The sequence below is a fragment of the Pseudomonas sp. SWRI18 genome (assembly GCF_014268345.1).
Classification (GTDB): domain Bacteria; phylum Pseudomonadota; class Gammaproteobacteria; order Pseudomonadales; family Pseudomonadaceae; genus Aquipseudomonas; species Aquipseudomonas cedrina.
The window spans coordinates 104,271-129,162 of record NZ_JACCQQ010000008.1; the positions used below are offsets into that span (position 1 = coordinate 104,271).

At 61.8% G+C, this 24,892-nt stretch carries 23 protein-coding genes; 4 read left to right on the forward strand and 19 right to left on the reverse strand.

The window, feature by feature from the left end:
- Positions 1-29: 29 nt before the first annotated feature.
- Positions 30-1,088: a quinolinate synthase NadA gene (nadA, locus tag H0Z09_RS11440; RefSeq protein WP_186690602.1), complete on the forward strand. Its 1,059-nt coding sequence runs from the start codon at positions 30-32 to the stop codon at positions 1,086-1,088.
- Positions 1,089-1,224: 136 nt separating this feature from the next.
- Here nadA and H0Z09_RS11445 read toward each other — a convergent pair whose 3' ends face one another.
- The 12 genes from H0Z09_RS11445 to arcD (H0Z09_RS11500) form a co-directional block, all read right to left on the reverse strand.
- Positions 1,225-1,713 (reverse strand): RDD family protein, encoded by a 489-nt coding sequence (locus H0Z09_RS11445; protein ID WP_186690604.1) that lies wholly within the window; start codon positions 1,711-1,713, stop codon positions 1,225-1,227.
- 95 nt (positions 1,714-1,808) lie between these two features.
- Positions 1,809-2,021, reverse strand: a complete 213-nt coding sequence (locus H0Z09_RS11450; RefSeq protein WP_014339904.1) for a cold-shock protein — start codon at positions 2,019-2,021, stop codon at positions 1,809-1,811.
- A 393-nt stretch (positions 2,022-2,414) separates the two neighbouring features.
- Positions 2,415-3,539 (reverse strand): glycine cleavage system aminomethyltransferase GcvT, encoded by a 1,125-nt coding sequence (gene gcvT / locus H0Z09_RS11455; RefSeq protein WP_186690606.1) that lies wholly within the window; start codon positions 3,537-3,539, stop codon positions 2,415-2,417.
- Positions 3,540-3,578: 39 nt separating this feature from the next.
- Entirely contained in the window at positions 3,579-4,955 is a 1,377-nt protein-coding gene (locus H0Z09_RS11460; RefSeq protein ID WP_186690615.1) for an L-serine ammonia-lyase, read from the reverse strand.
- A gap of 187 nt (positions 4,956-5,142) precedes the next feature.
- Positions 5,143-7,980, reverse strand: coding sequence for an aminomethyl-transferring glycine dehydrogenase (gene gcvP, locus H0Z09_RS11465; RefSeq protein ID WP_186690617.1), 2,838 nt, complete (start codon positions 7,978-7,980; stop codon positions 5,143-5,145).
- Between the two features lie 10 nt (positions 7,981-7,990).
- A complete protein-coding gene (gcvH, locus tag H0Z09_RS11470) occupies positions 7,991-8,374 on the reverse strand; it encodes a glycine cleavage system protein GcvH (RefSeq protein ID WP_186690619.1) in 384 nt (127 codons plus the stop codon).
- Positions 8,375-8,693: 319 nt separating this feature from the next.
- Positions 8,694-10,202: a sigma-54-dependent transcriptional regulator gene (locus tag H0Z09_RS11475; RefSeq protein ID WP_076949732.1), complete on the reverse strand. Its 1,509-nt coding sequence runs from the start codon at positions 10,200-10,202 to the stop codon at positions 8,694-8,696.
- Positions 10,203-10,386: 184 nt separating this feature from the next.
- The gene (locus H0Z09_RS11480) at positions 10,387-10,749 is read right to left on the reverse strand and encodes a DUF5064 family protein (protein WP_065887622.1); all 363 of its coding nucleotides are present in this window, start codon (positions 10,747-10,749) and stop codon (positions 10,387-10,389) included.
- 18 nt (positions 10,750-10,767) lie between these two features.
- Positions 10,768-11,697 (reverse strand): carbamate kinase, encoded by a 930-nt coding sequence (arcC, locus tag H0Z09_RS11485; protein ID WP_186690628.1) that lies wholly within the window; start codon positions 11,695-11,697, stop codon positions 10,768-10,770.
- A 154-nt stretch (positions 11,698-11,851) separates the two neighbouring features.
- Positions 11,852-12,862 (reverse strand): ornithine carbamoyltransferase, encoded by a 1,011-nt coding sequence (locus H0Z09_RS11490; protein ID WP_186690630.1) that lies wholly within the window; start codon positions 12,860-12,862, stop codon positions 11,852-11,854.
- Positions 12,863-12,874: 12 nt separating this feature from the next.
- Positions 12,875-14,131 (reverse strand): arginine deiminase, encoded by a 1,257-nt coding sequence (gene arcA, locus H0Z09_RS11495; protein WP_076949728.1) that lies wholly within the window; start codon positions 14,129-14,131, stop codon positions 12,875-12,877.
- Positions 14,132-14,151: 20 nt separating this feature from the next.
- A complete protein-coding gene (gene arcD / locus H0Z09_RS11500) occupies positions 14,152-15,579 on the reverse strand; it encodes an arginine-ornithine antiporter (RefSeq protein ID WP_186690632.1) in 1,428 nt (475 codons plus the stop codon).
- 449 nt (positions 15,580-16,028) lie between these two features.
- Here arcD (H0Z09_RS11500) and arcD (H0Z09_RS11505) point away from each other — a divergent pair, with 449 nt between their 5' ends.
- Entirely contained in the window at positions 16,029-17,456 is a 1,428-nt protein-coding gene (gene arcD / locus H0Z09_RS11505) for an arginine-ornithine antiporter (RefSeq protein WP_076949726.1), read from the forward strand.
- 190 nt (positions 17,457-17,646) lie between these two features.
- Here the strand turns inward: arcD (H0Z09_RS11505) and H0Z09_RS11510 are convergent, their stop codons facing one another.
- From H0Z09_RS11510 to H0Z09_RS11540, 7 genes are all read right to left on the reverse strand, one after another.
- Positions 17,647-18,996 carry a CoA transferase gene (locus H0Z09_RS11510; protein WP_186690634.1) on the reverse strand — a complete coding sequence of 450 codons (1,350 nt, stop codon included), beginning with the start codon at positions 18,994-18,996 and terminating at the stop codon, positions 17,647-17,649.
- 40 nt (positions 18,997-19,036) lie between these two features.
- On the reverse strand, positions 19,037-20,380 hold the full coding sequence (locus tag H0Z09_RS11515) for an ATP-binding protein (protein ID WP_186690636.1): 1,344 nt from the start codon (positions 20,378-20,380) through the stop codon (positions 19,037-19,039).
- Between the two features lie 68 nt (positions 20,381-20,448).
- Positions 20,449-20,913 (reverse strand): LTXXQ domain protein, encoded by a 465-nt coding sequence (locus H0Z09_RS11520; RefSeq protein WP_186690638.1) that lies wholly within the window; start codon positions 20,911-20,913, stop codon positions 20,449-20,451.
- Between the two features lie 177 nt (positions 20,914-21,090).
- A complete protein-coding gene (locus H0Z09_RS11525) occupies positions 21,091-21,768 on the reverse strand; it encodes a response regulator transcription factor (RefSeq protein ID WP_186690640.1) in 678 nt (225 codons plus the stop codon).
- Between the two features lie 7 nt (positions 21,769-21,775).
- The gene (locus tag H0Z09_RS11530; protein WP_076949721.1) at positions 21,776-22,183 is read right to left on the reverse strand and encodes a translation initiation factor 2; all 408 of its coding nucleotides are present in this window, start codon (positions 22,181-22,183) and stop codon (positions 21,776-21,778) included.
- Between the two features lie 106 nt (positions 22,184-22,289).
- Positions 22,290-22,589, reverse strand: coding sequence for a YciI family protein (locus H0Z09_RS11535; RefSeq protein ID WP_186690642.1), 300 nt, complete (start codon positions 22,587-22,589; stop codon positions 22,290-22,292).
- Position 22,590: 1 nt separating this feature from the next.
- A complete protein-coding gene (locus tag H0Z09_RS11540) occupies positions 22,591-23,187 on the reverse strand; it encodes a septation protein A (RefSeq protein WP_076949719.1) in 597 nt (198 codons plus the stop codon).
- An 87-nt stretch (positions 23,188-23,274) separates the two neighbouring features.
- Between H0Z09_RS11540 and H0Z09_RS11545 the strand changes: the two genes are divergently transcribed.
- Complete coding sequence (locus tag H0Z09_RS11545; protein WP_186690644.1) at positions 23,275-24,138, forward strand: PHP domain-containing protein; 864 nt, start codon at positions 23,275-23,277, stop codon at positions 24,136-24,138.
- 13 nt (positions 24,139-24,151) lie between these two features.
- Complete coding sequence (locus tag H0Z09_RS11550; RefSeq protein WP_090220074.1) at positions 24,152-24,781, forward strand: L-threonylcarbamoyladenylate synthase; 630 nt, start codon at positions 24,152-24,154, stop codon at positions 24,779-24,781.
- The last annotated feature ends 111 nt before the right edge of the window (positions 24,782-24,892 follow it).

Sequence of the window (24,892 nt, forward strand, 5' to 3'; positions counted from 1 at the left end):
GCGCTACTGCGCCTGCAGGTCTTGCGAACATGACGCAAATTTCCGAACGCCTTCTGGTTCAAGCCCACCTCGACGCCAAGCAGCCCAAGGCCCTCAGCGCCGATGAAGAGGCAAGCCTGCGTGCAGCCATCGCCGCTGAGCTCAAAGCCCAGGACGCGGTGTTGGTTGCCCACTTCTACTGTGACCCGGTGATTCAGGCCTTGGCCGAAGAGACCGGCGGCTGTGTCTCCGACTCCCTGGAAATGGCCCGTTTCGGCGCCGCCCACCCGGCCAAGACCGTGTTGGTCGCCGGAGTGCGTTTCATGGGCGAGACCGCCAAGATCCTCACGCCCGACAAACGCATCCTCATGCCTACCCTTGAAGCCACGTGCTCCCTGGACCTGGGTTGCCCGGTGGATGAGTTCTCGGCGTTCTGCGATCAGCATCCCGAGCGCACCGTGGTGGTCTATGCCAACACGTCGGCTGCGGTCAAGGCGCGGGCGGACTGGGTGGTGACCTCCAGCTGCGCCCTGGAAATCGTCGAGAGCCTGATGGACAACGGCGAGACGATCATCTGGGGCCCGGACAAGCACCTGGGGACTTACATCCAGCGCCAGACCGGCGCCGACATGCTGCTGTGGGACGGTGCCTGCATCGTCCACGAAGAGTTCAAGTCCAAGCAGCTCGAAGACATGAAGGCGCTGTACCCGGACGCAGCCATCCTGGTGCACCCGGAGTCGCCGACGGCGGTGATCGAACTGGCCGATGCCGTGGGGTCGACCAGCCAACTGATTGCGGCCGCCCAGCGCCTGTCGAACAAGACCTTTATCGTCGCCACCGACCGTGGCATCTTTTACAAGATGCAGCAGTTGTGCCCGGACAAGGTCTTTGTCGAAGCACCTACCGCCGGCAACGGCGCCGCGTGCCGCAGTTGCGCGCATTGCCCGTGGATGGCGATGAATACGCTGGAGCGCACGCTGCAGTGCCTGCGCGAAGGCAGCAACGAGATCTTCGTCGAGCCTTCGGTGATTCCCCACGCGGTGCGCCCGCTCAAGCGCATGCTCGACTTCACCCAGGCAGCGCGCCTCAAACTCGCCGGCAACGCCTGATTCCAACTGGGCACGGTACAAAATGTGGGAGCGGGCTTGCTCGCGAAAGCGGAGTGTCAGTCGACAGGTTCATTGACTGATATAACGCTTTCGTGAGCAAGCCCGCTCCCACATTTGGATCTCCACCATTCAGGGATTATTTCTTGCGCTTCGGAATCCGCACCAGCTGCGTATCCGAATAGATGTCATGCCAGCTGCGTTTGCGCTTATCAAACAGCGACCAGATAAACCCCAGCCCCCCGCACAACCACGACGCAATCGACACCACAAAGCGCAACAGCGCCTGCCACAGGCTGATCCGCGAGCCATCGGCGTTCTGCACGCGCACGCCCCACACCTGCATGCCCAGGGTCTGCCCGGAATGGGTCCAGAACTTGGCGAAGAAGCCAAACAGTACAAACAGCAGAATCGTCGACAGCAACGGATCGCCGTCCAGCGCACCGGATTCGGTGAGGGTGCGCATCCTGGCTTCGCCCACGAACGCGATCCAGATCAGCTTGTAGATGAAGGCGGTGACGATCAGCAGGGCGGTGCACAACAGGAAGTCATAGAACATTGCTGCCAGGCGACGGCCCAGGCCAACGGCGGGGAATTCGCCTTGGGGGCTCAATAGGGGTTTGGACATGGCAGGGCGCTCTTGTAAAAAAAGCCATTTTACGAGCAATCGCACATAAAAAAGCCCCTGATGTCACCATCAGGGGCTTTTTGTCGCAGGAGGGATCAGCCTTCTGCTTGTACTTCGTCAGCCTGCATGCCTTTCTGGCCTTGCACAGCAACGAATGTCACTTTCTGGCCTTCTTTCAGGCTCTTGAAGCCGTTGCCCTGAATAGCGCGGAAATGCACGAACAGATCCGGACCGCTTTCTGGCGTGATAAAACCAAACCCTTTCTCGTCGTTAAACCACTTGACGGTACCGCTCTGACGATCAGCCATTTTCTTCTTTCCTTTGACGCTAAAAATTAATGACAGCCCCTTTCACATGAAAGAGTACTGGGCTGGGTTGCAGGAAAGTAAGAGACGTCGAACGGGTTGTAGCACTACTACTTCAGCTACTGCCCAGGTCCAGGTTCCAAGCGACCCATGCAAACACAGTGGGCAAACTCTACGCCAACTAACGCAGAAAAAACAAGCCCTGCAAATGCGCCGGTTTTGCTGGGGAAGATTGCAATTAGGTGAATAAATCCGGGGTCGGCTTATTCGATAGATTCGATCACTTGTTATAGCCAGGCTCTTAAATAAAGACTATCGCTAGTGCACTGTTTTATGGCGGTTGCGTTACAGATTAGTGCACGTCAACGCAACCGCGTTACTTATAGAAACAGCCAATCAGCCACGGTAGTAACGTTGCGGTACAAATGGCATTTTACTTACACGCAGCGGCACCTTTTTCCCACGCACCAGCGCAGAAACTTCAGTGTCCAGTGCGATAAATGCACTGTCGAGGTAACCCATGGCCAGCGGTCCACCCAGGGACGGACCGAAGCCACCGCTGCAGACGCTGCCTATCACGGTGCCATCTGCGTCGACAATCTCCGCGCCTTCACGCACAGGCGTGCGTTCCTGTGGCAACAGGCCTACGCGTTTGCGGCTCACACCGGTTTGTTGCTGGGTGAAGACCTTGTCTGCACCCGGGAAGCCACCGGCACGCGCACCGTCGGCGCGACGGGCCTTGGAGATCGCCCACAACAGGCTGGCTTCAATCGGCGTGGTGTCGGTGTTCATGTCATGGCCGTACAGGCACAGGCCGGCTTCCAGGCGCAGCGAGTCGCGGGCACCCAGGCCGATGGCCTGCACTTCGGTCTCGGCCAGCAAGCTGCGGGCCAGACTTTCGGCGTTGGCGGCGGGCACGGAAATTTCAAAACCGTCTTCACCGGTGTAGCCGGAACGGCTGACGTAGCAGTCCACGCCCAGCAGGCGCAGGGTGGTGAACTGCATGAACGTCATCCTGGTGACTTCCGGGGCCAGGCGCGCCAGCACCTTTACTGCCGCCGGGCCTTGCAAGGCCAGCAGTGCACGTTCTTCAAACAGCGGCTCAATGCCGCACTGGTCGCCGATATGCTGGCGCAGGTGCGCCAGGTCCTGGTCCTTGCAGGCGGCGTTGACCACCAGGAACAGTTCGTCGTTACCCAGGTTGGCCACCATCAGGTCGTCGAGGATACCGCCCTGGTCATTGGTGAACATCGCATAGCGCTGCATGCCCACCGGCAGGTCGATGATGTCGACCGGCACCAGGGTTTCCAGGGCCTTGGCGGCATTGGCGCCGGTGAGGCGGATCTGGCCCATGTGGGACACGTCGAACAACCCGGCCTGATCACGGGTGTGTTGGTGTTCTTTCATCACACCCAGCGGGTATTGCACCGGCATGTCGTAGCCGGCGAAGGGCACCATGCGCGCGCCGAGCTCGAGGTGCAGGGCGTGCAGTGGGGTTTTCAACAGGGTTTCGGTGGACATATTCAGCTCCTGAAAAACGTGCTGGCGCGCCGTTGGGCCTCAGCACTCGATAATGTTGACCGCCAAACCGCCACGGGCGGTTTCCTTGTATTTGCTTTTCATGTCGGCGCCGGTCTGGCGCATGGTGCGGATCACCTTGTCGAGGGAAACGAAGTGCTGCCCATCGCCACGCAACGCCATGCGCACCGCATTGATGGCCTTGACCGAGCCCATGGCATTGCGCTCGATACAAGGCACCTGCACCAGCCCGCCAATCGGATCGCAGGTCAGGCCGAGGTTGTGCTCCATGCCGATCTCGGCGGCGTTTTCCACCTGGGAAACCGTACCGCCCAAGACTTCGCACAGCGCGCCGGCGGCCATGGAACAAGCCACGCCGACTTCGCCCTGGCAGCCGACTTCGGCGCCGGAGATCGAGGCGTTTTCCTTGTACAGAATGCCGATGGCGGCGGCGGTGAGCAGAAAGCGCACGACGCCGTCTTCGTTCGCGCCGGGGATAAAGCGCATGTAGTAATGCAAGACGGCGGGAATGATCCCGGCCGCGCCGTTGGTGGGCGCCGTGACCACGCGTCCGCCGTTGGCGTTTTCTTCGTTGACCGCCAGGGCGTAAAGGTTGACCCAGTCGAGCACCGACAACGGATCGCGCAGCGCCGACTCCGGGTGTTTGCACAGCTGGCGATGCAAGGCGGCTGCGCGCCGCTTGACCTTCAGGCCGCCAGGCAAAATCCCTTCATTACGGCAACCGGCATCCACACAATCCTGCATCACCTGCCAGATTTTCAGCAGCCCGGCGCGGGTTTCCGCTTCCGCGCGCCAAGCGCTTTCATTGGTCAGCATCACTTGGCTGATGGACAGCCCGTAAGTGGTGCAATGGCCGAGCAAGTCCTTGGCATGCTTGAACGGGAAGGTCAGTGGCGTGGCGTCTTCGACGATTCGGTCGGCGCCGGCGGCGTCTTCATCCACCACAAACCCGCCGCCGACCGAGTAGTACTCGCGACTGCGGATCTGGATATGGGCGGCGTCGAAGGCACGAAAGATCATGCCGTTGGGGTGATAGGCGAGGGGTTTGCGAATCATCGCCAAGTGTTCTTTCTCGTTGAACGCAATGCTGTGTTCACCGAGCAGGTTCAGGCGGCCATCCTTGCGCATCTGCGCCAGGCGCGTGGCCACGGTTTCGGTATTGACGGTGTCAGGGTGTTCGCCTTCCAGGCCCAGCAGCACGGCTTTGTCGCTGCCGTGGCCTTTGCCGGTGGCGCCGAGCGAGCCGTAGAGTTCTACCTTGATGCTGGTTGTGGCGCTCAGCAGGTTGTCACGCTTGAGGCCTTCGACGAATCGAGCGGCCGCGCGCATCGGGCCGACGGTGTGGGAACTGGAGGGGCCGATGCCAATCTTGAACAGGTCGAACACGCTTAACGACATGAGTGGTTCTCCGGTTTCTTGTTATGTTTCGGGTGTACTCGGTACACCTGCAAGAGGTTTATGTGGGAGCTGGCTTGCCTGCGATAGCATCACCTTGGTCTACCTGTCAGACCGAGGTGCTTGTATCGCAGGCAAGCCAGCTCCCACACAAGCCAGCTGCCACATTGACCGAGTTTCGTCAGTCAGATCAGGCGTAACTCTCGATCGACGGGCACGCACACACCAGGTTGCGATCACCAAACACGTTGTCGACCCGACCCACCGGCGGCCAGTACTTGCCTTCGACCAACGAGGCCACCGGGTACACGGCCTGTTCGCGGCTGTACGGGTGCGTCCATTCGCCCACCAGTTCCGCCGCGGTGTGCGGGGCGTTCTTGAGCGGGTTGTCGTCCTTGTCCAGGGTGCCGTTCTCCACCGCGCGGATCTCTTCGCGGATCGCGATCATGGCGTCGCAGAAGCGGTCCAGTTCTTCCTTGGATTCGCTTTCGGTCGGCTCGATCATCAAGGTGCCGGCCACCGGGAACGACATGGTCGGCGCATGGAAGCCAAAGTCGATCAGGCGCTTGGCCACGTCATCCACGCTGATACCGCTGCTGTCTTTGAGCGGGCGCAGATCCAGGATGCATTCGTGCGCCACCAGGCCGTTGCTGCCGGTGTAGAGCACCGGGTAGTGCTCTTCAAGGCGACGGGAGATGTAGTTGGCGTTCAGGATCGCCAGTTGCGAAGCGCGCTTGAGGCCCGCGCCGCCCATCATGCTGATGTACATCCAGGTGATCGGCAGAATGCTCGCGCTGCCGAACGGCGCCGCGCACACCGCGCCTTCCTTGCGCGCCATGGCCGCATGGCCCGGCAGGAACGGCGTGAGATGCGACTTGACGCCAATCGGGCCAACGCCCGGGCCGCCACCGCCGTGAGGGATGCAGAAGGTCTTGTGCAGGTTCAGGTGGGACACGTCGCCGCCGAACTTGCCCGGTGCGCACAGGCCAACCATGGCGTTCATGTTGGCGCCGTCGATGTACACCTGGCCGCCGTTGTCGTGGATGATCGCGCAGATGTCGCGGATGCCTTCTTCGAACACGCCGTGGGTGGAAGGGTAGGTAATCATCAGCGCAGCGAGGTGATCGCGGTGCTCGATGGCCTTGGCGCGCAAGTCTTCGATGTCGACGTTGCCGCGGGCGTCGCAGGCGGTGACGACCACACGCATGCCCGCCATGTTGGCGGTGGCGGGGTTGGTGCCGTGGGCCGACGATGGGATCAGGCAGATGTCGCGACGCGTATCGCCACGGCTCTGGTGGTACGCACGAATAGCCAACAGGCCGGCGTATTCGCCCTGGGAGCCGGCGTTCGGCTGCAGGGAAATAGCGTCGTAACCGGTGGCTGCGCAGAGCATGGCTTCCAGGTCGGAGGTCAGCTCCAGGTAGCCGGCGCTCTGCTCCGCCGGGGCGAACGGGTGCAGGGCGCCGAACTCGGCCCAGGTCACCGGGATCATTTCGCTGGCGGCGTTGAGCTTCATGGTGCACGAGCCCAGCGGGATCATGGTGCGGTCCAGCGCCAGGTCCTTGTCGGCCAGCTTGCGCAGGTAGCGCATCAGCTCGGTTTCGGAGTGATAACGGTTGAACACCGGGTGGCTGAGGATCGGCGACTGGCGCAGCAGCGCGGCCGGCAGGGTGCTTTCGGTGGCGGCGAAGGCGGGCAGGGGCTTGCCGTCGGCGAAGATCGCCCACAAGGCTTCGATATCGGCCTGGGAGGTGGTTTCGTCGACCGACACGCCAACGCGTCCAGCGTCAACCACGCGCAGGTTGATACGCTGGGCGCGAGCCTTGTCGTGCAGGGCGGCGGTGCCGGCGCCGGTGTTGAGGGTCAGGGTGTCGAAGAAATGGAGTTGCTCGACCTTCAAGCCCAGGGCAACCAGGCCCTTGGCCAGGATCGCGGTCAGCTGGTGCACGCGTTGGGCGATCTGGGTCAGGCCTTTGGGGCCATGGTACACGGCGTACATGCTGGCGATGTTGGCCAGCAGCACCTGCGCGGTGCAGATGTTGCTGGTGGCTTTCTCGCGGCGGATATGTTGCTCGCGGGTCTGCATGGCCAGGCGCAGGGCCGGCTTGCCGAAACGGTCCACGGACACACCGACCAGGCGGCCCGGCATGTCGCGCTTGAACGCATCCTTGGTAGAGAAGTACGCCGCGTGCGGGCCACCAAAGCCCAGCGGCACGCCGAAGCGTTGCGCGCTACCGATGGCCACGTCGGCGCCGAACTCTCCCGGCGGGGTCAGCAGGGTCAGGGCGAGCAGGTCGGCGGCAACAGCGACCAGCGCATTGGCTGTGTGGAAGCGCTCGGTCAGTTCGCGATAATCAAACACGTCACCGTTGCTGGCCGGGTATTGCAGCAGGGCGCCGAAGAATGGGCTGGCGTCGGTCAGTTCGCGCTCATCGCCCACGACCACCTCGATACCCAGGGGCTCGGCGCGGGTGCGCAGCACGTCGAGGGTTTGCGGGTGGCTGTGGATCGAAGCGAAGAAGGCGTTGCTGCCCTTGTTCTTGCTCAGGCGCTTGCAGAACGTCATGGCTTCGGCGGCGGCGGTGGCTTCGTCGAGCAGGGAGGCGTTGGCGATCGGCAAGCCGGTGAGGTCGCTGATCAGGGTCTGGAAATTCAGCAGCGCTTCCAGGCGGCCCTGGGAAATCTCTGGCTGGTACGGGGTGTAGGCGGTGTACCAGGCGGGGTTTTCCAGCAGGTTGCGCAGGATCGGCGACGGCGTATGGCAGTTGTAGTAGCCCTGGCCGATGTAGGTCTTGAACAGTTGGTTCCTGGCGGCGATGGCCTTGATCTTGGCCAGGGCCTCGGCTTCGCTCAGGCCGTCCTCCAGGCCGAGCACGCTGGTGCCCTTGATGCTTTCCGGGATCACACTGGCGCTCAGGGCTTCGAGGGAGTCAAAGCCCAGGCTCGCCAGCATGTGCTGCTCATCTTCCTGCCGCGGGCCGATGTGGCGGGCGATGAACTCGTTGGCAGTGCTCAAATTGATCGTCATGGCGCGCTCCTCAGGCTTCGGCGTTGGCTTTGATCAGGCGGTCGTACGCGTCCTGATCCAACAGTTTAGCGACCGCTGCGGTATCGGCCGGTTTAAAGCGGAAGAACCAACCTTCGCCCATCGGGTCTTCGTTGACCAGTTCCGGGCTGCCATCGAGCTTGTCGTTTACTTCGAGCACTTCACCGTCCAGAGGCATGTACACGCCGCTGGCGGCCTTGACCGATTCCACGGTGGAGGCCTCGGCGCCCTTGGCGTAGGCCTGCAGCTCGGGCAGTTGCACGAATACCACATCACCCAGCGCGTTCTGCGCAAAAGCGGTGATACCCACGGTGACGCTGCCGTCAGCTTCGGCGCGCAGCCATTCGTGATCTTCAGTGAAACGCAACTCGCTCATGCAAACTCCTCAGGGCCAGAATGATCTGGTGGACGGGATTGGAATGGGGGGTTGCTTAGCAATATCGCGGCCAACACGATTAAGTCGTTTTAAAACAAGAGGTTATGAAAATCCGGCATAAATCTGCTGGATTTGGCTGTAGCGATTTCGCTACAGAGGGGCGCGCGAAAAAAAGCCTATGTGGATCAAAGCCTTGCATGGCGCGTAAAAAGCAGCGATGTAGCGATATCGTTACACTGTAGCGCTTTCAGTACACTGGATGTCGTTCCCAGACCAAATCCGACATGAAATGCGCTCCCACAGTTTGTTCTCTGTGTATTCAGGGCTTGTTGGGGATGCCGTACTTGCGCAGGCGGTGGGCAATCGCCGTGTGCGAAGTCTGCAAACGGCTGGCCAATTGGCGGGTCGAGGGATAACTGGCGTAGAGTTTTTCCAACAGGCTGCGCTCGAAATCTTCCATGGCCTGTTCCAAGCTGTCGACATCGCCGTCACCCTGGCGCGCCACCGACGTGCCGGCGATGTCCAGGTCTCCGATGTCCACCAGGCTGCTTTCACAGATGGCGGCGGCGCGAAAAATCACGTTTTGCAGTTGGCGTACGTTGCCCGGCCAACGGTTGCCCAGCAGCGCCGGGTACGTGCCGGGCGCCAGGCGGCAGACGGGGCGCTGGATCTGCGCACAGGCCTGCTGCATGAAGTAGCGCGCCAGCAACAGAATGTCCTGGCCGCGTTCGCGCAGCGGCGGCACTTCGACGTTGAGCACGTTGAGGCGGTAGAAAAGGTCTTCGCGGAAGGTGCCCTCGCTGACCATTTTTTCCAGGTCGCGGTGCGTGGCGCTGAGGATGCGCACATTGACCTTCACTTCACGGTCGCCACCGACCCGACGGAAGCTGCCGTCATTGAGAAAACGCAGCAGCTTGGCTTGCAGGTACGGCGACATCTCACCGATCTCATCGAGAAACACCGTGCCCTGGTTGGCCAGTTCCATCAGCCCCGGCTTGCCCCCGCGTTGCGCACCGGTAAAGGCGCCCGGTGCATAACCGAACAACTCGCTCTCGGCGAGGTTTTCCGGCAGCGCCGCGCAGTTCAAGGCCAGAAACGGCGCGCTGTGGCGTGCGCTGATTGCATGGCAGGCACGCGCCACCAATTCCTTGCCGGTGCCGGTCTCGCCCTGGATCAGCAACGGCGCATCCAACGCCGCTACGCGCTGCGCGCGCGCCTTGAGCGTGCGGATGGCCGGGGATTCGCCGAGCAGCGCGTCAAACCCTTCGGCATGGTCGTGGTGCAGCGCCGACAGTTGCTCGCCGATGCGGTTGGGTTGATAAAGGGTCAGCAGGGCGCCGGCGTCGGTGATGGGCGTGGCATCCAGCAGCAAGGTCTGGCCGTTGACGCTGATCTCACGCAACGGCAGGCGAAAGCCGTGTTCGAGCAAGGCGTCCAGCAGCGCCGGGTCGTTGAACAGTGCGCTGATGCTCTCTCCGGCCGGTTCGCGACCGTACAGGGCGATCAATGCGGGGTTGGCCAACAGGATCGTGCCCGCGCTGTCCAGCGCCAGCACCGGGTCGGTCATGGCGGCCAGCAGGGCGTCGAGTTGCAGGTGGCGGCGCTGGCCGGGAAGAATGTCGACCACGGTCACCGCCTGTACGCCGTGCACGCTGAACAGCGCGTCGCGCAGCTCTTCCAGCACTTGGGCACTCAGGGTCGGGGCGTCGATATAGACGTTGGGCGGCACCATCTCCACGGCATCCAGGTTGAGATTGCGCCCACCGAGCAAGGCCAGGACTTCCTGGGTGATGCCGACGCGGTCGATGAAGCTGACGTGGATACGCATGGGGCTGCTGACAATTCTGGGAAGCGAGAGGCGGCCAGTATGCCTGACAGGTGATGGAGATCAAAAATGTGGGAGCGGGCTTGCTCGCGAATGCGGTTTATCAGTTGGCACATGCTTGGCTGATCCACCGCATTCGCGAGCAAGCCCGCTCCCACATTGACTGTGTTGTGTCAGTGCAGGCGGGTTACTCCAGGTGTTCAGGCTTGACCGGGTCGCCTGATTTCACATCCAACTGATGCCGCACATCCTCAAACATCAAGTCGTACTGCTTGTGCATCGAGCCATTCAACACGGCCATTTTCGGCATGCCGTATTTTTGCGCGATGTTCATCGCATGCCGCGCAAAGTCGAACGCCTGGTCCTTGGGCAGGAAGAACTCCTCCTTGAGGTCCTTGCCCTGCACCGAACCGTGCAGTTTGAACAGCATGCCCTTGCCTTCCTTGGGGTCCTGGCTGACTTCGTAGTCGATGTGCAGGTTGTAGCTGTAGTCATGCTCGTTGAGCGCGTGACGCTCGACGTGCAGGTGCCCCGGTTCAAAAGTGGCCATAGGCGTATCTCCTCTACTTCACAGATAGGTGATGCCAGGTCTTGCCGTGCTGATACGGGTGCCGGCGCTGCCCTGGACAATGGCTTCGATGTCCGAGAGTGAACCGATGACGGCGGTTTTGCCAGTCTGGCGGGCGAACTCGCAGGCCGCTTGCACCTTGGGCCCCATGGAGCCGGCGGCAAAGCCGAGCTTTTCGATTTCGTCAGGGTGGGCCTGGCCGATGGCTTTCTGGGTGGGCTTGCCGTAGTCGATGAAGGCGGCATTGACGTCAGTGGCGATCACCAGCAGATCGGCGTCCAGCTGCGCGGCCAGCAAGGACGAGCACAGGTCTTTGTCGATCACCGCTTCGATGCCCTGCAGCTTGCCGTCTTCGCCGTACATCGTTGGAATGCCGCCGCCGCCGGCGCAGATCACGATGCTGCCTTTTTCCAGCAACCATTGGATCGGGCGGATTTCAAAGATGCGCTTGGGGCGCGGGCTGGCGACCACGCGGCGGTATTTGTCGCCGTCCGGCGCGATGGCCCAGCCTTTTTCGGCGGCGAGTTTTTCGGCTTCGGCCTTGGCATACACCGGGCCGATAGGTTTGGTCGGGTTCTGGAACGCCGGGTCGTTGGCGTCCACTTCGACCTGGGTCAGCAAGGTGGCGAAGGGCACCTCGAAGTCCAGCAAGTTGCCCAGTTCCTGTTCGATGATGTAGCCGATCATGCCTTCGGTCTCGGCGCCCAGCACGTCCAGCGGGTAGGGCGAAACACTGGTGTAGGCCGCCGCCTGCAGCGACAGCAGGCCGACCTGCGGGCCGTTGCCGTGGGCGATCACCAACTCGTTGCCGGCGTGGATCCTGGCGATCTGTTCGGTGGCGATGCGGATATTGGCCCGTTGGTTGTCCGCCGTCATGGGTTCACCACGGCGCAGAAGGGCGTTGCCGCCCAGGGCTACGACGATGCGCATAAAAAATCCTTCTGAAAGTCCTGATGAAGGAACGCGGTCAATGTGGGAGCTGGCTTGCCTGCGATGGCATCGCCTCGGTCTACCTGATAAAACGAGGAGCCTGCATCGCGGGCAAGCCCGGCTCCCACAGTGATCGCATTGCCAAGGTGAACGCTTAGATATCCGCCAACGCCGACACCAGAATCGCCTTGATCGTATGCATGCGGTTTTCCGCCTGCTCGAAGGCGATGTTGGCCGGCGACTCGAACACTTCCTCGGTCACTTCCACGCCATTGGCCAGGTTCGGATAGCGCGCGGCGATGTCCTTGCCCACCTTGGTTTCGCTGTTATGGAACGCCGGCAGGCAGTGCATGAACTTCACCCGTGGGTTGCCCGAGGCTTTCATCATCTGGGCGTTGACCTGGTACGGCAGCAGTTGCTCGATGCGCCCGTCCCACGCTTCCACCGGCTCACCCATCGACACCCAGATATCGGTGTGGATGAAGTCGACACCCTTGACTGCCTCGGCCGGGTCCTCGGTGATGGTGATGCGCGCGCCGCTCTCTGCGGCGAAGGCCTGGCATTGCTGGATGAAATCGTCGTGGGGCCACAGGGCTTTTGGCGCGCCGATGCGCACGTCCATGCCGAGTTTGGCGCCGATCATCAGCAACGAGTTGCCCATGTTGTAGCGCGCGTCACCGAGATAGGCGTAGCTGATGTCATGCAGCGGCTTGTCGCTGTGTTCGCGCATGGTCAGGGTGTCGGCGATCATTTGCGTCGGGTGGAACTCGGCGGTCAGGCCGTTGAACACCGGTACACCGGCGAACTTGGCCAGCTCTTCGACGATCTCCTGCTCGAAGCCACGGTACTCGATGGCATCGAACATGCGCCCGAGTACGCGGGCGGTGTCTTTCATGCTTTCCTTGTGGCCGATCTGCGACGACACCGGGTCGATGTAGGTGACGTGGGCGCCCTGGTCATGGGCGGCGACTTCGAACGCGCAACGTGTGCGGGTCGAAGTTTTTTCGAAGATCAGCGCGATGTTCTTGCCCTGCAGATGCGGACGCTCGGTGCCGGTGTACTTGGCGCGCTTGAGGTCGCGGGACAGGTCCAGCAGGTAGTGCAGCTCGCGGGTTGTGTGGTGCATCAGCGACAGCAGGCTGCGGTTGCGCATATTGAAAGCCATGAGGGAATCTCCTTAATAGTCGATAGGGTCGCGGATGATCGGGCAGGTCATACAGTGGCCGCCGCCACGCCCGCGGCCGAGTTCACCGGCGCTGATGGTGATGACTTCCACGCCGGCCTTGCGCAGCAGGGTGTTGGTGTAGGTGTTGCGGTCGTAACCGATCACCACGCCGGGCTCCACGGCCACCACGTTGTTGCCGTCATCCCATTGTTCGCGCTCGGCGGCGAAGCTGTTGCCGCCGGTCTCGACCACGCGCAGGGCCTTGAGGTTGAGCGCTGCGGCGACGGTGTCGAGGAAGTTGGTGGTCTCGCGCTGGATATCGATACCGTGCGGCTTGCTCTCGTCAGGGCGCAGGGTGAAGGGCACGATCTGGTTGACCACTTCGGGGAAGACCGTGACCAGGTCGCGGTCGCAAAAGCTGAACACGGTGTCCAGGTGCATCGCCGCACGGGATTTCGGCAGGCCGGCGACGATCACGCGTTCCACCGCCTTGTTCTTGAACAGGTTGCGTGCCAGTTGGCCGATGGCCTGATGGGACGAGCGTTCGCCCATGCCGATCAACACCACGCCATTGCCGATTGGCATCACGTCACCGCCTTCCAGCGTGGCGGCGCCGTGTTCCTGGTCGGGGTCGCCGTACCAGATCTGGAAGTCAGCGTTGGTGAACTCAGGGTGGAACTTATAGATGGCGCTGGCCAGCAGGGTTTCCTGGCGTCGCGCCGGCCAGTACATCGGGTTGAGCGTCACGCCGCCGTAGATCCAGCAGGTGGTGTCGCGGGTGAACTGGGTATTGGGCAGCGGCGGCAGAATGAAGCTGGAATGGCCAAGAAACTCGCGGAACATTTCGATGGTGCGGCCACCGAAGCTGCTCGGCAGGTCATCGGCCGACACGCCGCCGATCAGGAATTCGGTGATCTTGCGCGGCTCCAGGCTGCGCAGCCAGGAGTTGACCTCATCGACCAGGCCCAGGCCCACCGTATTGGCGGTGATCTTGCGGGCCAGGATCCAGTCCAGGGCTTCGGGGATGGCGACGATATCGGTCAGCAGGTTGTGCATTTCCAGCACATCAATGTCCCGCTCGCGCATCTTGGTCACAAAGTCGAAATGGTCGCGCTTGGCCTGGGCCACCCACAGCACGTCATCGAACAACAGTTCGTCGCAATTGTTCGGTGTCAGCCGCTGATGGGCCAAGCCTGGGGAGCACACCATGACTTTGCGCAGTTTGCCGGCTTCGGAATGTACGCCGTACTTCACTTTTTCCGTGGTCATTACAGATTCTCCAGTCAGAATTACAGAGTCAGGAAGCCGTCGTAGAGCCCATAGGCCGCCACCAGGGCGCCTACGACCACTGCGGCGAAAATCAGCTTCTCGACGTTGGTGAAGATGGGTTTGCCCAGTTCACGCTTGGCCTTGGCGAACAGGATCGCGCCGGGGGCGTAGAGCAGGGCGGAGAGCAGCAGGTATTTGGTGCCGCCGGCGTAGAGCAGCCAGATCGCGTAGATCAGGGCGACGGCGCCGATGAACAGGTCTTTCTTGCGCTCGGTCAGGGCGGCCTCGTAGGTTTCACCGCGCACCGCCAGCAGCACGGCGTAGGCCGCCGACCACAGGTACGGCACCAGGATCATCGAGGTGGCGAGGTAGATCAGCGACAGGTAGGTGCTGGCGGAAAACAATGTGATCACCAGGAACACTTGCACCATCGCGTTGGTCAGCCACAGCGCGTTGACCGGCACGTGGTTGGCGTTTTCCTTGCGCAGGAATGCCGGCATGGTGTGGTCCTTGGCGGCGGCGAACATGATCTCCGCGCACAGCAGCACCCACGACAGCAACGCGCCGAGCAGCGAGATGATCAAGCCGACGCTGATCAGCACCGCGCCCCAGTGGCCCACCACGTGTTCCAGCACGGCGGCCATCGACGGGTTCTGCAGCTTGGCCAATTCCGGTTGGGTCATGATCCCCAGGGACAGCACGTTCACCAGCATCAGGAACAGCAGCACCGTGATAAAACCGATCACCGTGGCCTTGCCGACGTCGGAACGTTTTTCCGCGCGGGACGAGAAGATGCTCGCGCCTTCGATACCGATGAACACCCACACGGTGACCAGCATCATGTTGCGCACCTGGTTCATCACGCTGCCCAGGTCCGGGTTTTTCACGCCCCAGATATCAGCGGTGAAGATCTCCAGCTTGAATGCGAACACGGCAATCAGCACGAACAGCATCAGCGGCACCACCTTGGCGACGGTGGTCACCAGGTTGATGAACGCCGCTTCCTTGATGCCGCGCAGCACCAGGAAATGCACGGCCCACAGCAGCACCGATGCGCCGATCACGGCCGCCGGCGTATTGCCTTCGCCGAAGATCGGAAAGAAATAACCGAGGGTGCTGAACAGCAATACGAAGTAACCGACGTTGCCCAGCCAGGCACTGATCCAGTAACCCCAGGCTGACGAAAAACCCATGTAGTCGCCGAAGCCGGCCTTGGCGTAGGCATAGACGCCGCCGTCGAGGTCGGGTTTGCGGTTGGCGAGGGTCTGGAACACAAACGCGAGGGTCAACATGCCGATGGCGGTAATTACCCAGCCGATCAATACCGCACCGACATCGGCGCTGGCGGCCATGTTTTGCGGCAGTGAGAAGATCCCGCCGCCAATCATCGAGCCCACGACGAGTGCAACCAGTGCACCTAATCGAAGTTTTCCGGGAGAATCAGACATCGCATAACTCCAATGCAGGAGAACAGAGACCACAGAATAATTCCGTGCGCTAATCAAACAGCTGACTCAGATCACTTCATTGGCACATTCCATTGTGAATTAACGACTTGGAGTGGAAACTTACGGGCGACGGAATCCTCGGAAAAAGCGCTTTGCAGAGCCGTTTCGCTTATTGATTAATCATTTAGTCAGTGCCGTGGACGTTTGACGCTAGCCCCTTTTCCAAGATGCGCAAACTTATTTGAAAGCCGTTTTTGGCAAAACACCCTAAAACCTTAAGGCACCTGCAGTATTTGAAATCTAAATAGGCCTAAACTTGTATAACGGTCATGTCATTGGGTTATGAGCCTGTCTCTTTTATCGCCGTCGCTAATAAACGCTACACTTACCAAGTTATTTAAAGTGAGTGCGCGGATGTTTGCTCACGGTATTATTTTTCAGGAGTGTCCATGTCCCAACCGGCCCAAAAACTTCGACTCAGCGCCCTGATCGCCCTGGTAGTGGGCTCGATGATTGGCGGCGGGATTTTTTCCTTGCCGCAAAACATGGCCGCCCGCGCCGAGGTGGGGGCGGTATTGATCGGCTGGGCGATTACTGCGGTGGGCATGCTGACCCTGGCGTTTGTGTTCCAGACCCTGGCCAACCGCAAACCCGAGCTGGATTCTGGGGTATACGCCTACGCCAAGGCGGGTTTCGGCGACTACATGGGGTTCTCGTCGGCCTGGGGTTATTGGATCAGCGCGTGGATGGGCAATGTCGGTTACTTCGTGTTGCTGTTCAGCACCCTCGGGTACTTTTTCCCGGTGTTCGGCCAGGGCAATACACCGGTGGCCATCGGTTGTGCGTCGTTGTTGCTCTGGGCTGTGCATTTTCTGGTACTGCGCGGGATCAAGGAGGCGGCGTTCATCAACCAGGTCACCACCGTGGCCAAGATCGTGCCGCTGCTGATGTTTATCGCGATCGCGGCCGTGGCGTTCAAGGCGGATATTTTTACCCGGGATATCTGGGGCCTGGGCAACCCGCAGATCGGCAGCGTGGTGGACCAGGTGCGCAACATGATGCTGGTCACTGTGTTTGTGTTTATCGGGATCGAGGGCGCCAGCGTTTACTCGGCGCGGGCCGAGAAACGCTCGGACGTCGGTCGCGCTACGGTCATCGGTTTTCTCGGCGTACTGGCACTGCTGGTGCTGGTGAATGTGCTGTCGCTGGGGATCATGAGCCAGCCGGAGCTCGCGCAATTGCAGAACCCGTCCCTGGCCGGTGTGCTGGAGCATATCGTCGGGCCATGGGGGGCGATGGCAATCAGCATCGGCCTGGCGGTCTCGTTGCTCGGCGCCTTGCTGTCCTGGGCGCTGCTCTGTGCGGAAATCCTCTACGCCACGGCCCAGGACAAGACCATGCCGGCGTTCCTGAAAAAGGAAAACGCCAACCAGGTGCCGGTCAACGCGCTCTGGCTGACCAATGTGATGATCCAGGTCTTCCTGGTGATCACGCTGTTTTCCCACAGCACCTACACCACGCTGATCTACCTGGCGTCCTCGATGATCCTGGTGCCCTACCTGTGGTCGGCGGCCTATGCCGTGTTGTTGAGCGGGCGCGGTGAAACCTACGAAAGTGCTCACGGCCAGCGCATGAAAGACCTGCTGGTGGGCCTCATTGCCCTCGGCTACGCCGTGTGGCTGCTCTACGCCGGGGGCTTGAAGTACCTGCTGCTGTCGGCGTTGCTTTATGCGCCGGGCGTGATCCTGTTTGCCCTCGCCAAGCGTGAACAGGGTCAGCCTTTGTTTACCCACGTGGAAAAGGGCATTTTCAGCTGCGTGATCGCCGGCGCAGGGCTGGCGGCCTATGGGCTGTATAGCGGGGTGTTGTCGCTTTGATTGGGGTGGCTACACAACCAGGTAGTGAGCGGGCTTGTCGAATCGTCGCACCGCCCGCGCAGGGTGGCGAAGCCGCCCCAATAAAGACACCGCATAGCTCAAGATAGAACAAGGTCGCCTGGTGTGGGGCCGCTTCGCAGCCCAGCGCGGGACAAGCCCGCTCACTACAAAGATGTGTAATTACCTGTGGTCACCACTGCGGCCGGTGTGAACCCAATTCCCCAGCCGGCAAATCCCACTGCAAGGGCGTGCCGCTGATAGTCAGCGGCGCCAGCAGCCGATGCGCCTGGCCCCAGGCGGTCTGTTCCACCACCAGGCCTTGATCACCCGCTTCTTCGGCCCGCAACGCCGGCTGCTCCGGCACTTGCCCCACATCCACCAATAACTTCGCCGTACGCGCCAGCGACAACCGCGCCGAACCACCACGCCCGGACCTCAACCGTTCGCTCAACGCTTGAATCGCACTGGCCGCCATCAAATACCCGGTGGCGTGGTCCAGCGCCTGCACCGGCAGCGGCACCGGCTGATCCGCCTGTTTCCAGGCCCTGCCCGCGTCGGCAATCCCGCTGCTCATCTGCACCAGGCTGTCGAAACCCCGGCGGTTTCGCCACGGGCCGCTCCATCCATAGGCATTGAGGCTCACGTTGATCAGGCCGGGGGCGAGCGTTTGCAGCTCGCTGGCGGTATAGCCCAGTTGTTCAAGGGCATCGGCGCGGTAGCCGTGGAACAGGATGTCGGCGTCCTTGAGCAGGCTTTCGAACATCTGCCGGCCTTCGGGGCTTTTCAGGTCCAGGCGGGCGCAGCGTTTGCCCAGGGTCATTTCCGGCACCACGCCCGGTTCGTTCCAGGTGGGCGAGTCGATGCGCAGCACGTCTGCGCCCAAGCCTGCAAGAAAGCGACTGGCCACGGGCCCGGCCAGCACGCGGGTCAGGTCCAGCACCTTGATGGCCGCCAGCGGTCGAGCGCCGGAACCCAGCCAGGGTTTGTCAGCGGTGGGTGCAAAGGTCTCACGGTGCACCAGCGCTTCAGCGTTCACCGCCAACCCCTGCGGATGAGTTTGCCAGGCTTGCCATGAACGCATCTGCGCGGCGCAACCACCCTCATCGACAATCGCCTGCTCCAGTTCAGCGGCTTTCCACGGGGCGACCCTGGCTGCCATTGCGGCACGGTCGGCGGCCTTGCCCAACACCCGTTCAGCGGCGGCACGGTGATGGGGCGCATTGGTATGCAGACGAATCCAGCCATCGGCGCTGGCGTAGCCGCCAGCCACCGGGTCCCAAAGGGGCGGTACGTGCCAGCTCACTGGGCGAATCGAAGAAGAGAACCAGAAGGACGCCAGACGCCGGTTCACACTGACGCCGGGCAGGCGCCCGGTCTGTTGCCGGATCAGCTCGGCCACCGCCTGGCCGGCCGCACCGATGCTGGCGCTGGCCAGGTCGGTGACGGCGAATGCCGAGGGCAGGGCACCGGCTTCATTGAAGGTCAGCGGCGTTTGCGGCAGATCCAGTGCGGCTTGGATGGGAGTCAGCAGGTCGGTCATCGAAGGCCCTCCGTAAGAGAACGGCCACTATAAGAGATGATCAGCCCGGTGTGACCACCCCAGGTTCCAACGGCAGTTCGAGGCTGGCGATAAACCCGCCCTCGGCATGGTTGGCCAGGATCAGGTTGCCGCCGTGGCGCTCGGCGGCGCGGCGCGCAATCGCCAGGCCCAGGCCGTGGCCTTGTGCGGTCTGGCCGGGGGCACGGTAGAACGGTTCGCCCAATTGAGCCAGGTGCTCGGCTTCCACGCCGGGGCCGTGATCGCGCACGCTGATCAGGATGCGCTCGCCCAGGCGCTGGGCCTTGAGTTCAATCGCCTGGCTCTGGGGGTTGAAGCGTTGGGCATTGCGCAGCAAGTTGTCCACCGCGCGCTCGATCATGGTCGGCCAGCCCTTGAGGTGCAGGCCAGAGTCGATAGCCAATTGCACCACCTGGTCCGGCGCGCCGAGCTGGGCGTCCTTTTGCAAAGTCTTGAGCAACGGGGCGAGGTCGATCTCTTCGGCGCTGGCGTTGTCGGCATCGACGCGGGCCAGCACCAGGATTTCGCTGATCAATGCCTCCAGGCGATCACATTCGCGGGTCAGGCGCGGCCAGAGTTTGTCCCGCTCTTCGGGGCTGGCGCGCTCGGCCAAGGCCAGGGCGATACGCAGCCGCGCCAGGGGCGAGCGCAGCTCGTGGGATACATCGCGCAGCAACTGGCGCTGGCTGGCGATCAGGCTTTGCAGGCGCGCGCCCATGCGGTTGAAATCGGTGGCGAGCACGCCGAATTCATCGCGGCGGTTGGCCAGGCGCGCCAGGCTGTTTTGCTGGTAGGTGGCCTGGCCGAGGTCATGCACGGCGCCACGCAGGCGGCTCAACGGGCGCGTGATCGACAAGGTGACGATCAGGCTGAACAGGGTCAGCACCACCAGCGCGATCGCCAAGGCGCTCAGCGGCCAGGTCAGGCTGCTGCGGTGCCATTCGTCAAGTTCTGGGTGCGGGATGCGGTAGATCAGCAGGTAGGTGTCGCCGGTTTTCTCGCTGGTGTACTCGGCGGTCAGGCGGCGCCAGGGCAAGTGGCCGTCCTTGCTGTCGTTCTGCCTGGCTTCAAAGGCTGCGGCGCGGCGCGGGAAGGTGCCGCGCACCACCGGATCGCCGCTTTCGTTGAGCACTTGCACGTCGATGTGGTATTGGCGCTTGCGCTGTTGCAGCAACTCCTGGGCGGCGTCTTCACCCTGGGCTTCGTAGAGCTGGGTCCACTCTTGCGCCAGGTTGTTGAGGCCGGGGTGGCGGCTGAGAATCCAGGCATCCTGATTGAGCATGTGCCCAAGCAGGATCGACAGCCCGGCAACCAAGGCGATGGCCAGCCAGAAGCTGGCCAGGATACGCCAGAACAATGAACGCACAGGAAACCCTCAAACAGGAAAAGCCCAGCGGCGGGGGCCACTGGGCTGGGAGTGTCAACGCGAGGGCATTATTGCGCTTTTTGCGGCTGCTGCGCTTTCCAGGCCTGGAATTCCTTCCATTCGGCACGGCGTTGTTCCTGCTTCTTGACGATCTCGTCGAACTGCTTCTGTTGATCAGGCTTGAGCACGGCGCGAATGTCGGCCTGGGTTTTCTTGCGGTTGGCGTCCCTTTCATCCTGCATGGCTTTCTGCTCGGCGGCCGGCAGTTTGTCCAGGTACTTTTTGACCAGCTCTTTGCGCCCTTGCATCTGCTCGCGCATCAGGCGGTCGATCTGCAGATGCTGTTCGCGGGTCAGGTCCAGGTCACGGAACGGACCGCCTTTGCCACGCGGACCGTGTTCAGCGCCGTGGCCCGGGCCACCCATCATATGACCTTCCGGGCCGCCCATCGGGCCTGGGCCTTCTGGCATTGCCGCCATGGCAACGGTGGGCAGGGCGGCGGCGAACATCAAAGCGATAAGGGTCTTGCGCATGGTGAATCTCCTGTCTCTATTCCGGTGAGTCCGGATGTGAGTAGATTACGGAGATCAAGGTCAGCGGCGGTCAGGGGAGCGTAAAGCTTGGGTAAAGAGGGTTTTAATTGAGGCTGACAAAACTGTTGGAGCTGACGAGATCAAGTGTGGGAGCTTCCACAGAGAATAGAGTGATGTTTAGAGGCTGTAATAGTAACCACGGCTGCGCAACGCCACGATCCGTGGCCGGCCGTCCGGGTGCGGGCCGATCTTTTTGCGCAGGTTGCTGACGTGCATGTCCAGGCTGCGATCATAGAGGGTCAGCTTGCGGCCCAGGGCGATCTGCGCCAGTTCCTGTTTGTCCAGGGGCTCGCCAGGCTGGCGAAGCAGAGCTTCGAGCAGACGGCTTTCGGAGACGGTGAGGGCAAATTCCTGTTCGTCGATGCTGACCACGCCACGCACCGGGCTGAAGCACAGGTCACCCAGTTCGAGCTGGCTGGACACGGCCGCCGGGTGGCTGCGGCGCAGCACCGCGCGCAGGCGGGCGGTGAGTTCGCGTGGGTCGCAGGGCTTGGCCAGGTAATCGTCGGCGCCCAGTTCCAGGCCGAGGATACGGTCCAGCGGTTCGCCGCGTGCCGAAAGCATCAGCACCGGCAACTCCGGGTGGTCGTTGCGCAGTTGCTTGAGCAGCTCAAGGCCACTGCCGTCGGGCAGCATCACGTCAAGCACCACCGCTGCCGGGGCGCTGTCGGCCAAGGCTTTGCGAGCGCTCAAACCGTCATGGCAGGCACGTACCTGGAAGCCTTCCTGGCTCAACCAACTGGTCAGCAGCTCGCAGAGCTCCTGGTCATCATCTATCAGTAACAGCTCGCTCATGACTCACTCAATTTAGCCATTGTCGACGGCGACGGTGCCCACCGCTGGCGAAGATCCCGCACAGCAGGGCGATCAGTGCGACGGCCCCGCCGGTGACGAACCATTGTTGTTGCTCGGTCAGCCATCGAGTCAGGGCACCGCCCTGGGTCTCTTTGAGTTGCTGGGCCAGGCGTTGGTTCTCTTGGCGAAGGCGACTCAACTGGGTGCTTTCGCGGGCAGCGTCCGCACTTTGCAGTTGTTGGCTCAACGCTTCACGCTGGCGTTCGCTTTCTTTCAACCGTTGCTGCAATTCGGTGATCTGGGCGCCGACACTCAAGGACAGGGGCGTGGAACTGCCGGTGTTCGAGGTTTCTTCAGCGTGGGCCGTAGCCCCGATCATTACCACTGCCAACAGACACAACTGACGTAAGCGCATCGGAACTCCTGATTCCACACGAATATTCAGAACGTTGTCGGCAGGTTACCGGGAATGATGAGCAATTAGGAGCGCGCCGAACCGAAATGGTTCGACGCGGCCCGGGTCAAGGCAGGACTTGCTTGAACGGCTTGACCACGACGTCAGCGTAAACCCCGGCCGCCACATAGGGGTCCGCCTTGGCCCAGGCCTGGGCATCGGCCAGGGAAGCGAACTCGGCCACGATCAGGCTACCGGTGAAACCGGCATCGCCCGGGTCGATGCTGTCCACCGCAGGATGCGGGCCGGCCAGCACGATACGGCCTTCGGCTTGCAGCTGTTTGAGGCGCTCGACATGAGCCGGGCGCACGGAGAGGCGTTTTTCCAGCGAGTCGGCGACGTCGGTGGCAATGATGGCGTAGAGCATGTCAGTCCTCGGTTTTAGGCGATGCGGGATCGGTGTCATGCAGGTGGCGCGACAGGTAGATACCCTGGGCAACCAGGAACAGCACGGTCATGCCCAGGCTGCCGAAGACTTTGAAGTCGACCCAGTAATCCTGGAAGGTGAACGCGACGAACAGGTTCGCGGCACCGCAGAACAGGAAAAACACGATCCAGGCCAGGTTCAAACGCACCCAGACCGGCTCCGGCAGGGTCAGCGCATGCCCCATGATCCGCTTGATCAGCAGGCGGTCGCCGATGAAGTGGCTGCCGATGAAGGCCAAGGCGAACAGCCAGTTCACCACCGGGGCTTTCCATTTAAGGAAGGTTTCACTGTGGAAGGCCAGGGTGAGGCTGCCGAAGACCAGGCACGCGATGAGCGTCAGCCATTGGCTTTTTTCCAGCTTGCGCTGGGAGATGAAGATGGCGCCGTAGACCACCACGGAGCTGATGATAAGCACGGCGGTGGCGCTGTAGATGCCCCCGAATGTCAGCTCGTGGCCGGCCAGATCGATGACCCTGGGGTCGAGTTTGTAAACGATGAAAAACAGCAACAGCGGGATGAAGTCGATGAATTGTTTCACAGTAAGAGCCAGAAGCTGGATGTGGCGGCATAATAACAAACATCCTTGGTAGCGAAAGCGCCAGCTGACTTGAGGTTACACACTTCCGTGAATGTTGATTTGCACTGCCACAGCACGGCCTCCGACGGCGCCCTGGCGCCCGCGGTACTGGTTGCGCGTGCGTTTGAAAAAGGCGTGCGAGTCCTGGCGTTGACCGACCACGACACCCTCGAAGGCCTCGATGAAGCCCGCGAAGCCGCGCAGGCGTTGGGCATGCAGCTGATCAACGGCGTGGAATTGTCCTGCACCTGGGGCGGCGCCACCATTCATGTGCTCGGCTACGGTTTCGACCAGACCGCCCCGTCGCTGGTGCAGGCCATCGCCCAATTGCACGATGGCCGCTGGCTGCGGTCCGAAGAAATAAGCCGCAAACTCAGCCTTAAAGGCATGCCTGGCGCCCTCGACGGCGCCCGCGCCATCCAGCAGGAGCTGGGTGACAGCGGCAATGCTCCGGCCCGGCCGCACTTTGCCGACTGGATGGTGCGTGAAGGTTTGGTCAAAGACCGCGCCGAAGCCTTTCGCAAATGGCTGGGCGCGGGCAAGTTGGGGGATGTGAAGCAGCACTGGCCGACCCTGGAAGACACCGTCGCAACCCTGCGCGCCGCCGGGGCCTGGGTCAGCCTGGCGCACCCCTGGCATTACGATTTCACCCGCAGCAAGCGTCGCAAGCTGATCGGCGACTATATTGGAGCGGGTGGCCACGCGATTGAAGTGGTCAACGGGCATCAACCCGCCGATCAGGTCGGCAGCCTGGCGATTCTTGCACGCGAATTTGGTCTGCTGGTCAGTGCCGGCAGTGATTTTCATGGCCCAGGCGGCTGGTCCGAGATCGGCGAGTATCGCCAGGTCCCGGAAGATTTGCCGCTGTTGTGGGGGCGATTCAAGCATGACCCCATTATTGCCACCGTCTGAACAGGTAGAGCACGTGAGTCAATTCTTCCAGATTCATCCGGAAAACCCCCAGGCACGCCTGATAAAGCAGGCCGTCGAGATCATTCGCGCCGGTGGCGTGGTGATCTATCCAACGGATTCGTCCTACGCCATCGGTTGCCAGATCGGCGACAAAAGCGCCGTGGAGCGGGTCAGACGTCTGCGTGAGCTGGATAAGAATCATAATTTCGCGCTGATCTGCAGCGACTTGTCCCAGTTGGGCCTGTTCGCCAAGGTCGACACCGGCACCTTCCGCCTGCTCAAGGCCCACACGCCTGGGCCCTACACCTTCATTCTCAACGCCACCCGCGAAGTGCCGCGCCTGCTGCTGCACCCGAAGAAGCGCACCATCGGCCTGCGGGTGCCGGAGCATCCCATCGCCCTGGCGCTGCTCGCCGAGTTGGGTGAGCCGCTGATGAGCGTGTCGCTGATCATGCCGGGCGATACCGAGCCGCTGGAAGACCCGTACGAAATGCGCCAGTTGCTGGAAAAACAGGTCGACCTGATCATCGACGGCGGCTTCGGCGGCGGCAAAGCCTCTACCGTGATCAACCTGGCCGACGGCGAACCCGAAGTGATCCGCGTGGGTTGCGGTGACCCGGCGCCGTTCATGGTCGAGGCCTGAATGTCGGTCGTGGAGACCGTCGACAGCCAGGCGGGTGCCCAGCAGGAGCTGCCGTTTGCCATGGTGTACGGCCAGGCCGTGCTGGAAATGCCCCTGGACCTGTACATTCCG

Excerpts from the sequence above, each read along its gene's own strand:
- H0Z09_RS11445 (WP_186690604.1), bottom strand. The coding sequence starts at position 1,713 with ATGTCCAAACCCCTATTGAGCCCCCAAGGCGAATTCCCCGCCGTTGGC.
- gcvH (WP_186690619.1), bottom strand. The coding sequence starts at position 8,374 with ATGAGCGAGTTGCGTTTCACTGAAGATCACGAATGGCTGCGCGCCGAA.
- H0Z09_RS11520 (WP_186690638.1), bottom strand. The coding sequence starts at position 20,913 with ATGCGCAAGACCCTTATCGCTTTGATGTTCGCCGCCGCCCTGCCCACC.
- H0Z09_RS11450 (WP_014339904.1), bottom strand. The coding sequence starts at position 2,021 with ATGGCTGATCGTCAGAGCGGTACCGTCAAGTGGTTTAACGACGAGAAA.
- H0Z09_RS11510 (WP_186690634.1), bottom strand. The coding sequence starts at position 18,996 with ATGACCGACCTGCTGACTCCCATCCAAGCCGCACTGGATCTGCCGCAA.
- H0Z09_RS11525 (WP_186690640.1), bottom strand. The coding sequence starts at position 21,768 with ATGAGCGAGCTGTTACTGATAGATGATGACCAGGAGCTCTGCGAGCTG.
- H0Z09_RS11535 (WP_186690642.1), bottom strand. The coding sequence starts at position 22,589 with ATGCTCTACGCCATCATTGCCACCGACGTCGCCGACTCGCTGGAAAAA.
- H0Z09_RS11490 (WP_186690630.1), bottom strand. The coding sequence starts at position 12,862 with ATGGCTTTCAATATGCGCAACCGCAGCCTGCTGTCGCTGATGCACCAC.
- nadA (WP_186690602.1), top strand. The coding sequence starts at position 30 with ATGACGCAAATTTCCGAACGCCTTCTGGTTCAAGCCCACCTCGACGCC.
- H0Z09_RS11475 (WP_076949732.1), bottom strand. The coding sequence starts at position 10,202 with ATGCGTATCCACGTCAGCTTCATCGACCGCGTCGGCATCACCCAGGAA.
- H0Z09_RS11460 (WP_186690615.1), bottom strand. The coding sequence starts at position 4,955 with ATGTCGTTAAGCGTGTTCGACCTGTTCAAGATTGGCATCGGCCCCTCC.
- arcA (WP_076949728.1), bottom strand. The coding sequence starts at position 14,131 with ATGACCACGGAAAAAGTGAAGTACGGCGTACATTCCGAAGCCGGCAAA.
- arcD (WP_076949726.1), top strand. The coding sequence starts at position 16,029 with ATGTCCCAACCGGCCCAAAAACTTCGACTCAGCGCCCTGATCGCCCTG.
- H0Z09_RS11530 (WP_076949721.1), bottom strand. The coding sequence starts at position 22,183 with ATGCGCTTACGTCAGTTGTGTCTGTTGGCAGTGGTAATGATCGGGGCT.
- gcvT (WP_186690606.1), bottom strand. The coding sequence starts at position 3,539 with ATGTCCACCGAAACCCTGTTGAAAACCCCACTGCACGCCCTGCACCTC.
- arcD (WP_186690632.1), bottom strand. The coding sequence starts at position 15,579 with ATGTCTGATTCTCCCGGAAAACTTCGATTAGGTGCACTGGTTGCACTC.
- arcC (WP_186690628.1), bottom strand. The coding sequence starts at position 11,697 with ATGCGCATCGTCGTAGCCCTGGGCGGCAACGCCCTTCTGCGCCGTGGT.
- gcvP (WP_186690617.1), bottom strand. The coding sequence starts at position 7,980 with ATGACGATCAATTTGAGCACTGCCAACGAGTTCATCGCCCGCCACATC.
- H0Z09_RS11480 (WP_065887622.1), bottom strand. The coding sequence starts at position 10,749 with ATGGCCACTTTTGAACCGGGGCACCTGCACGTCGAGCGTCACGCGCTC.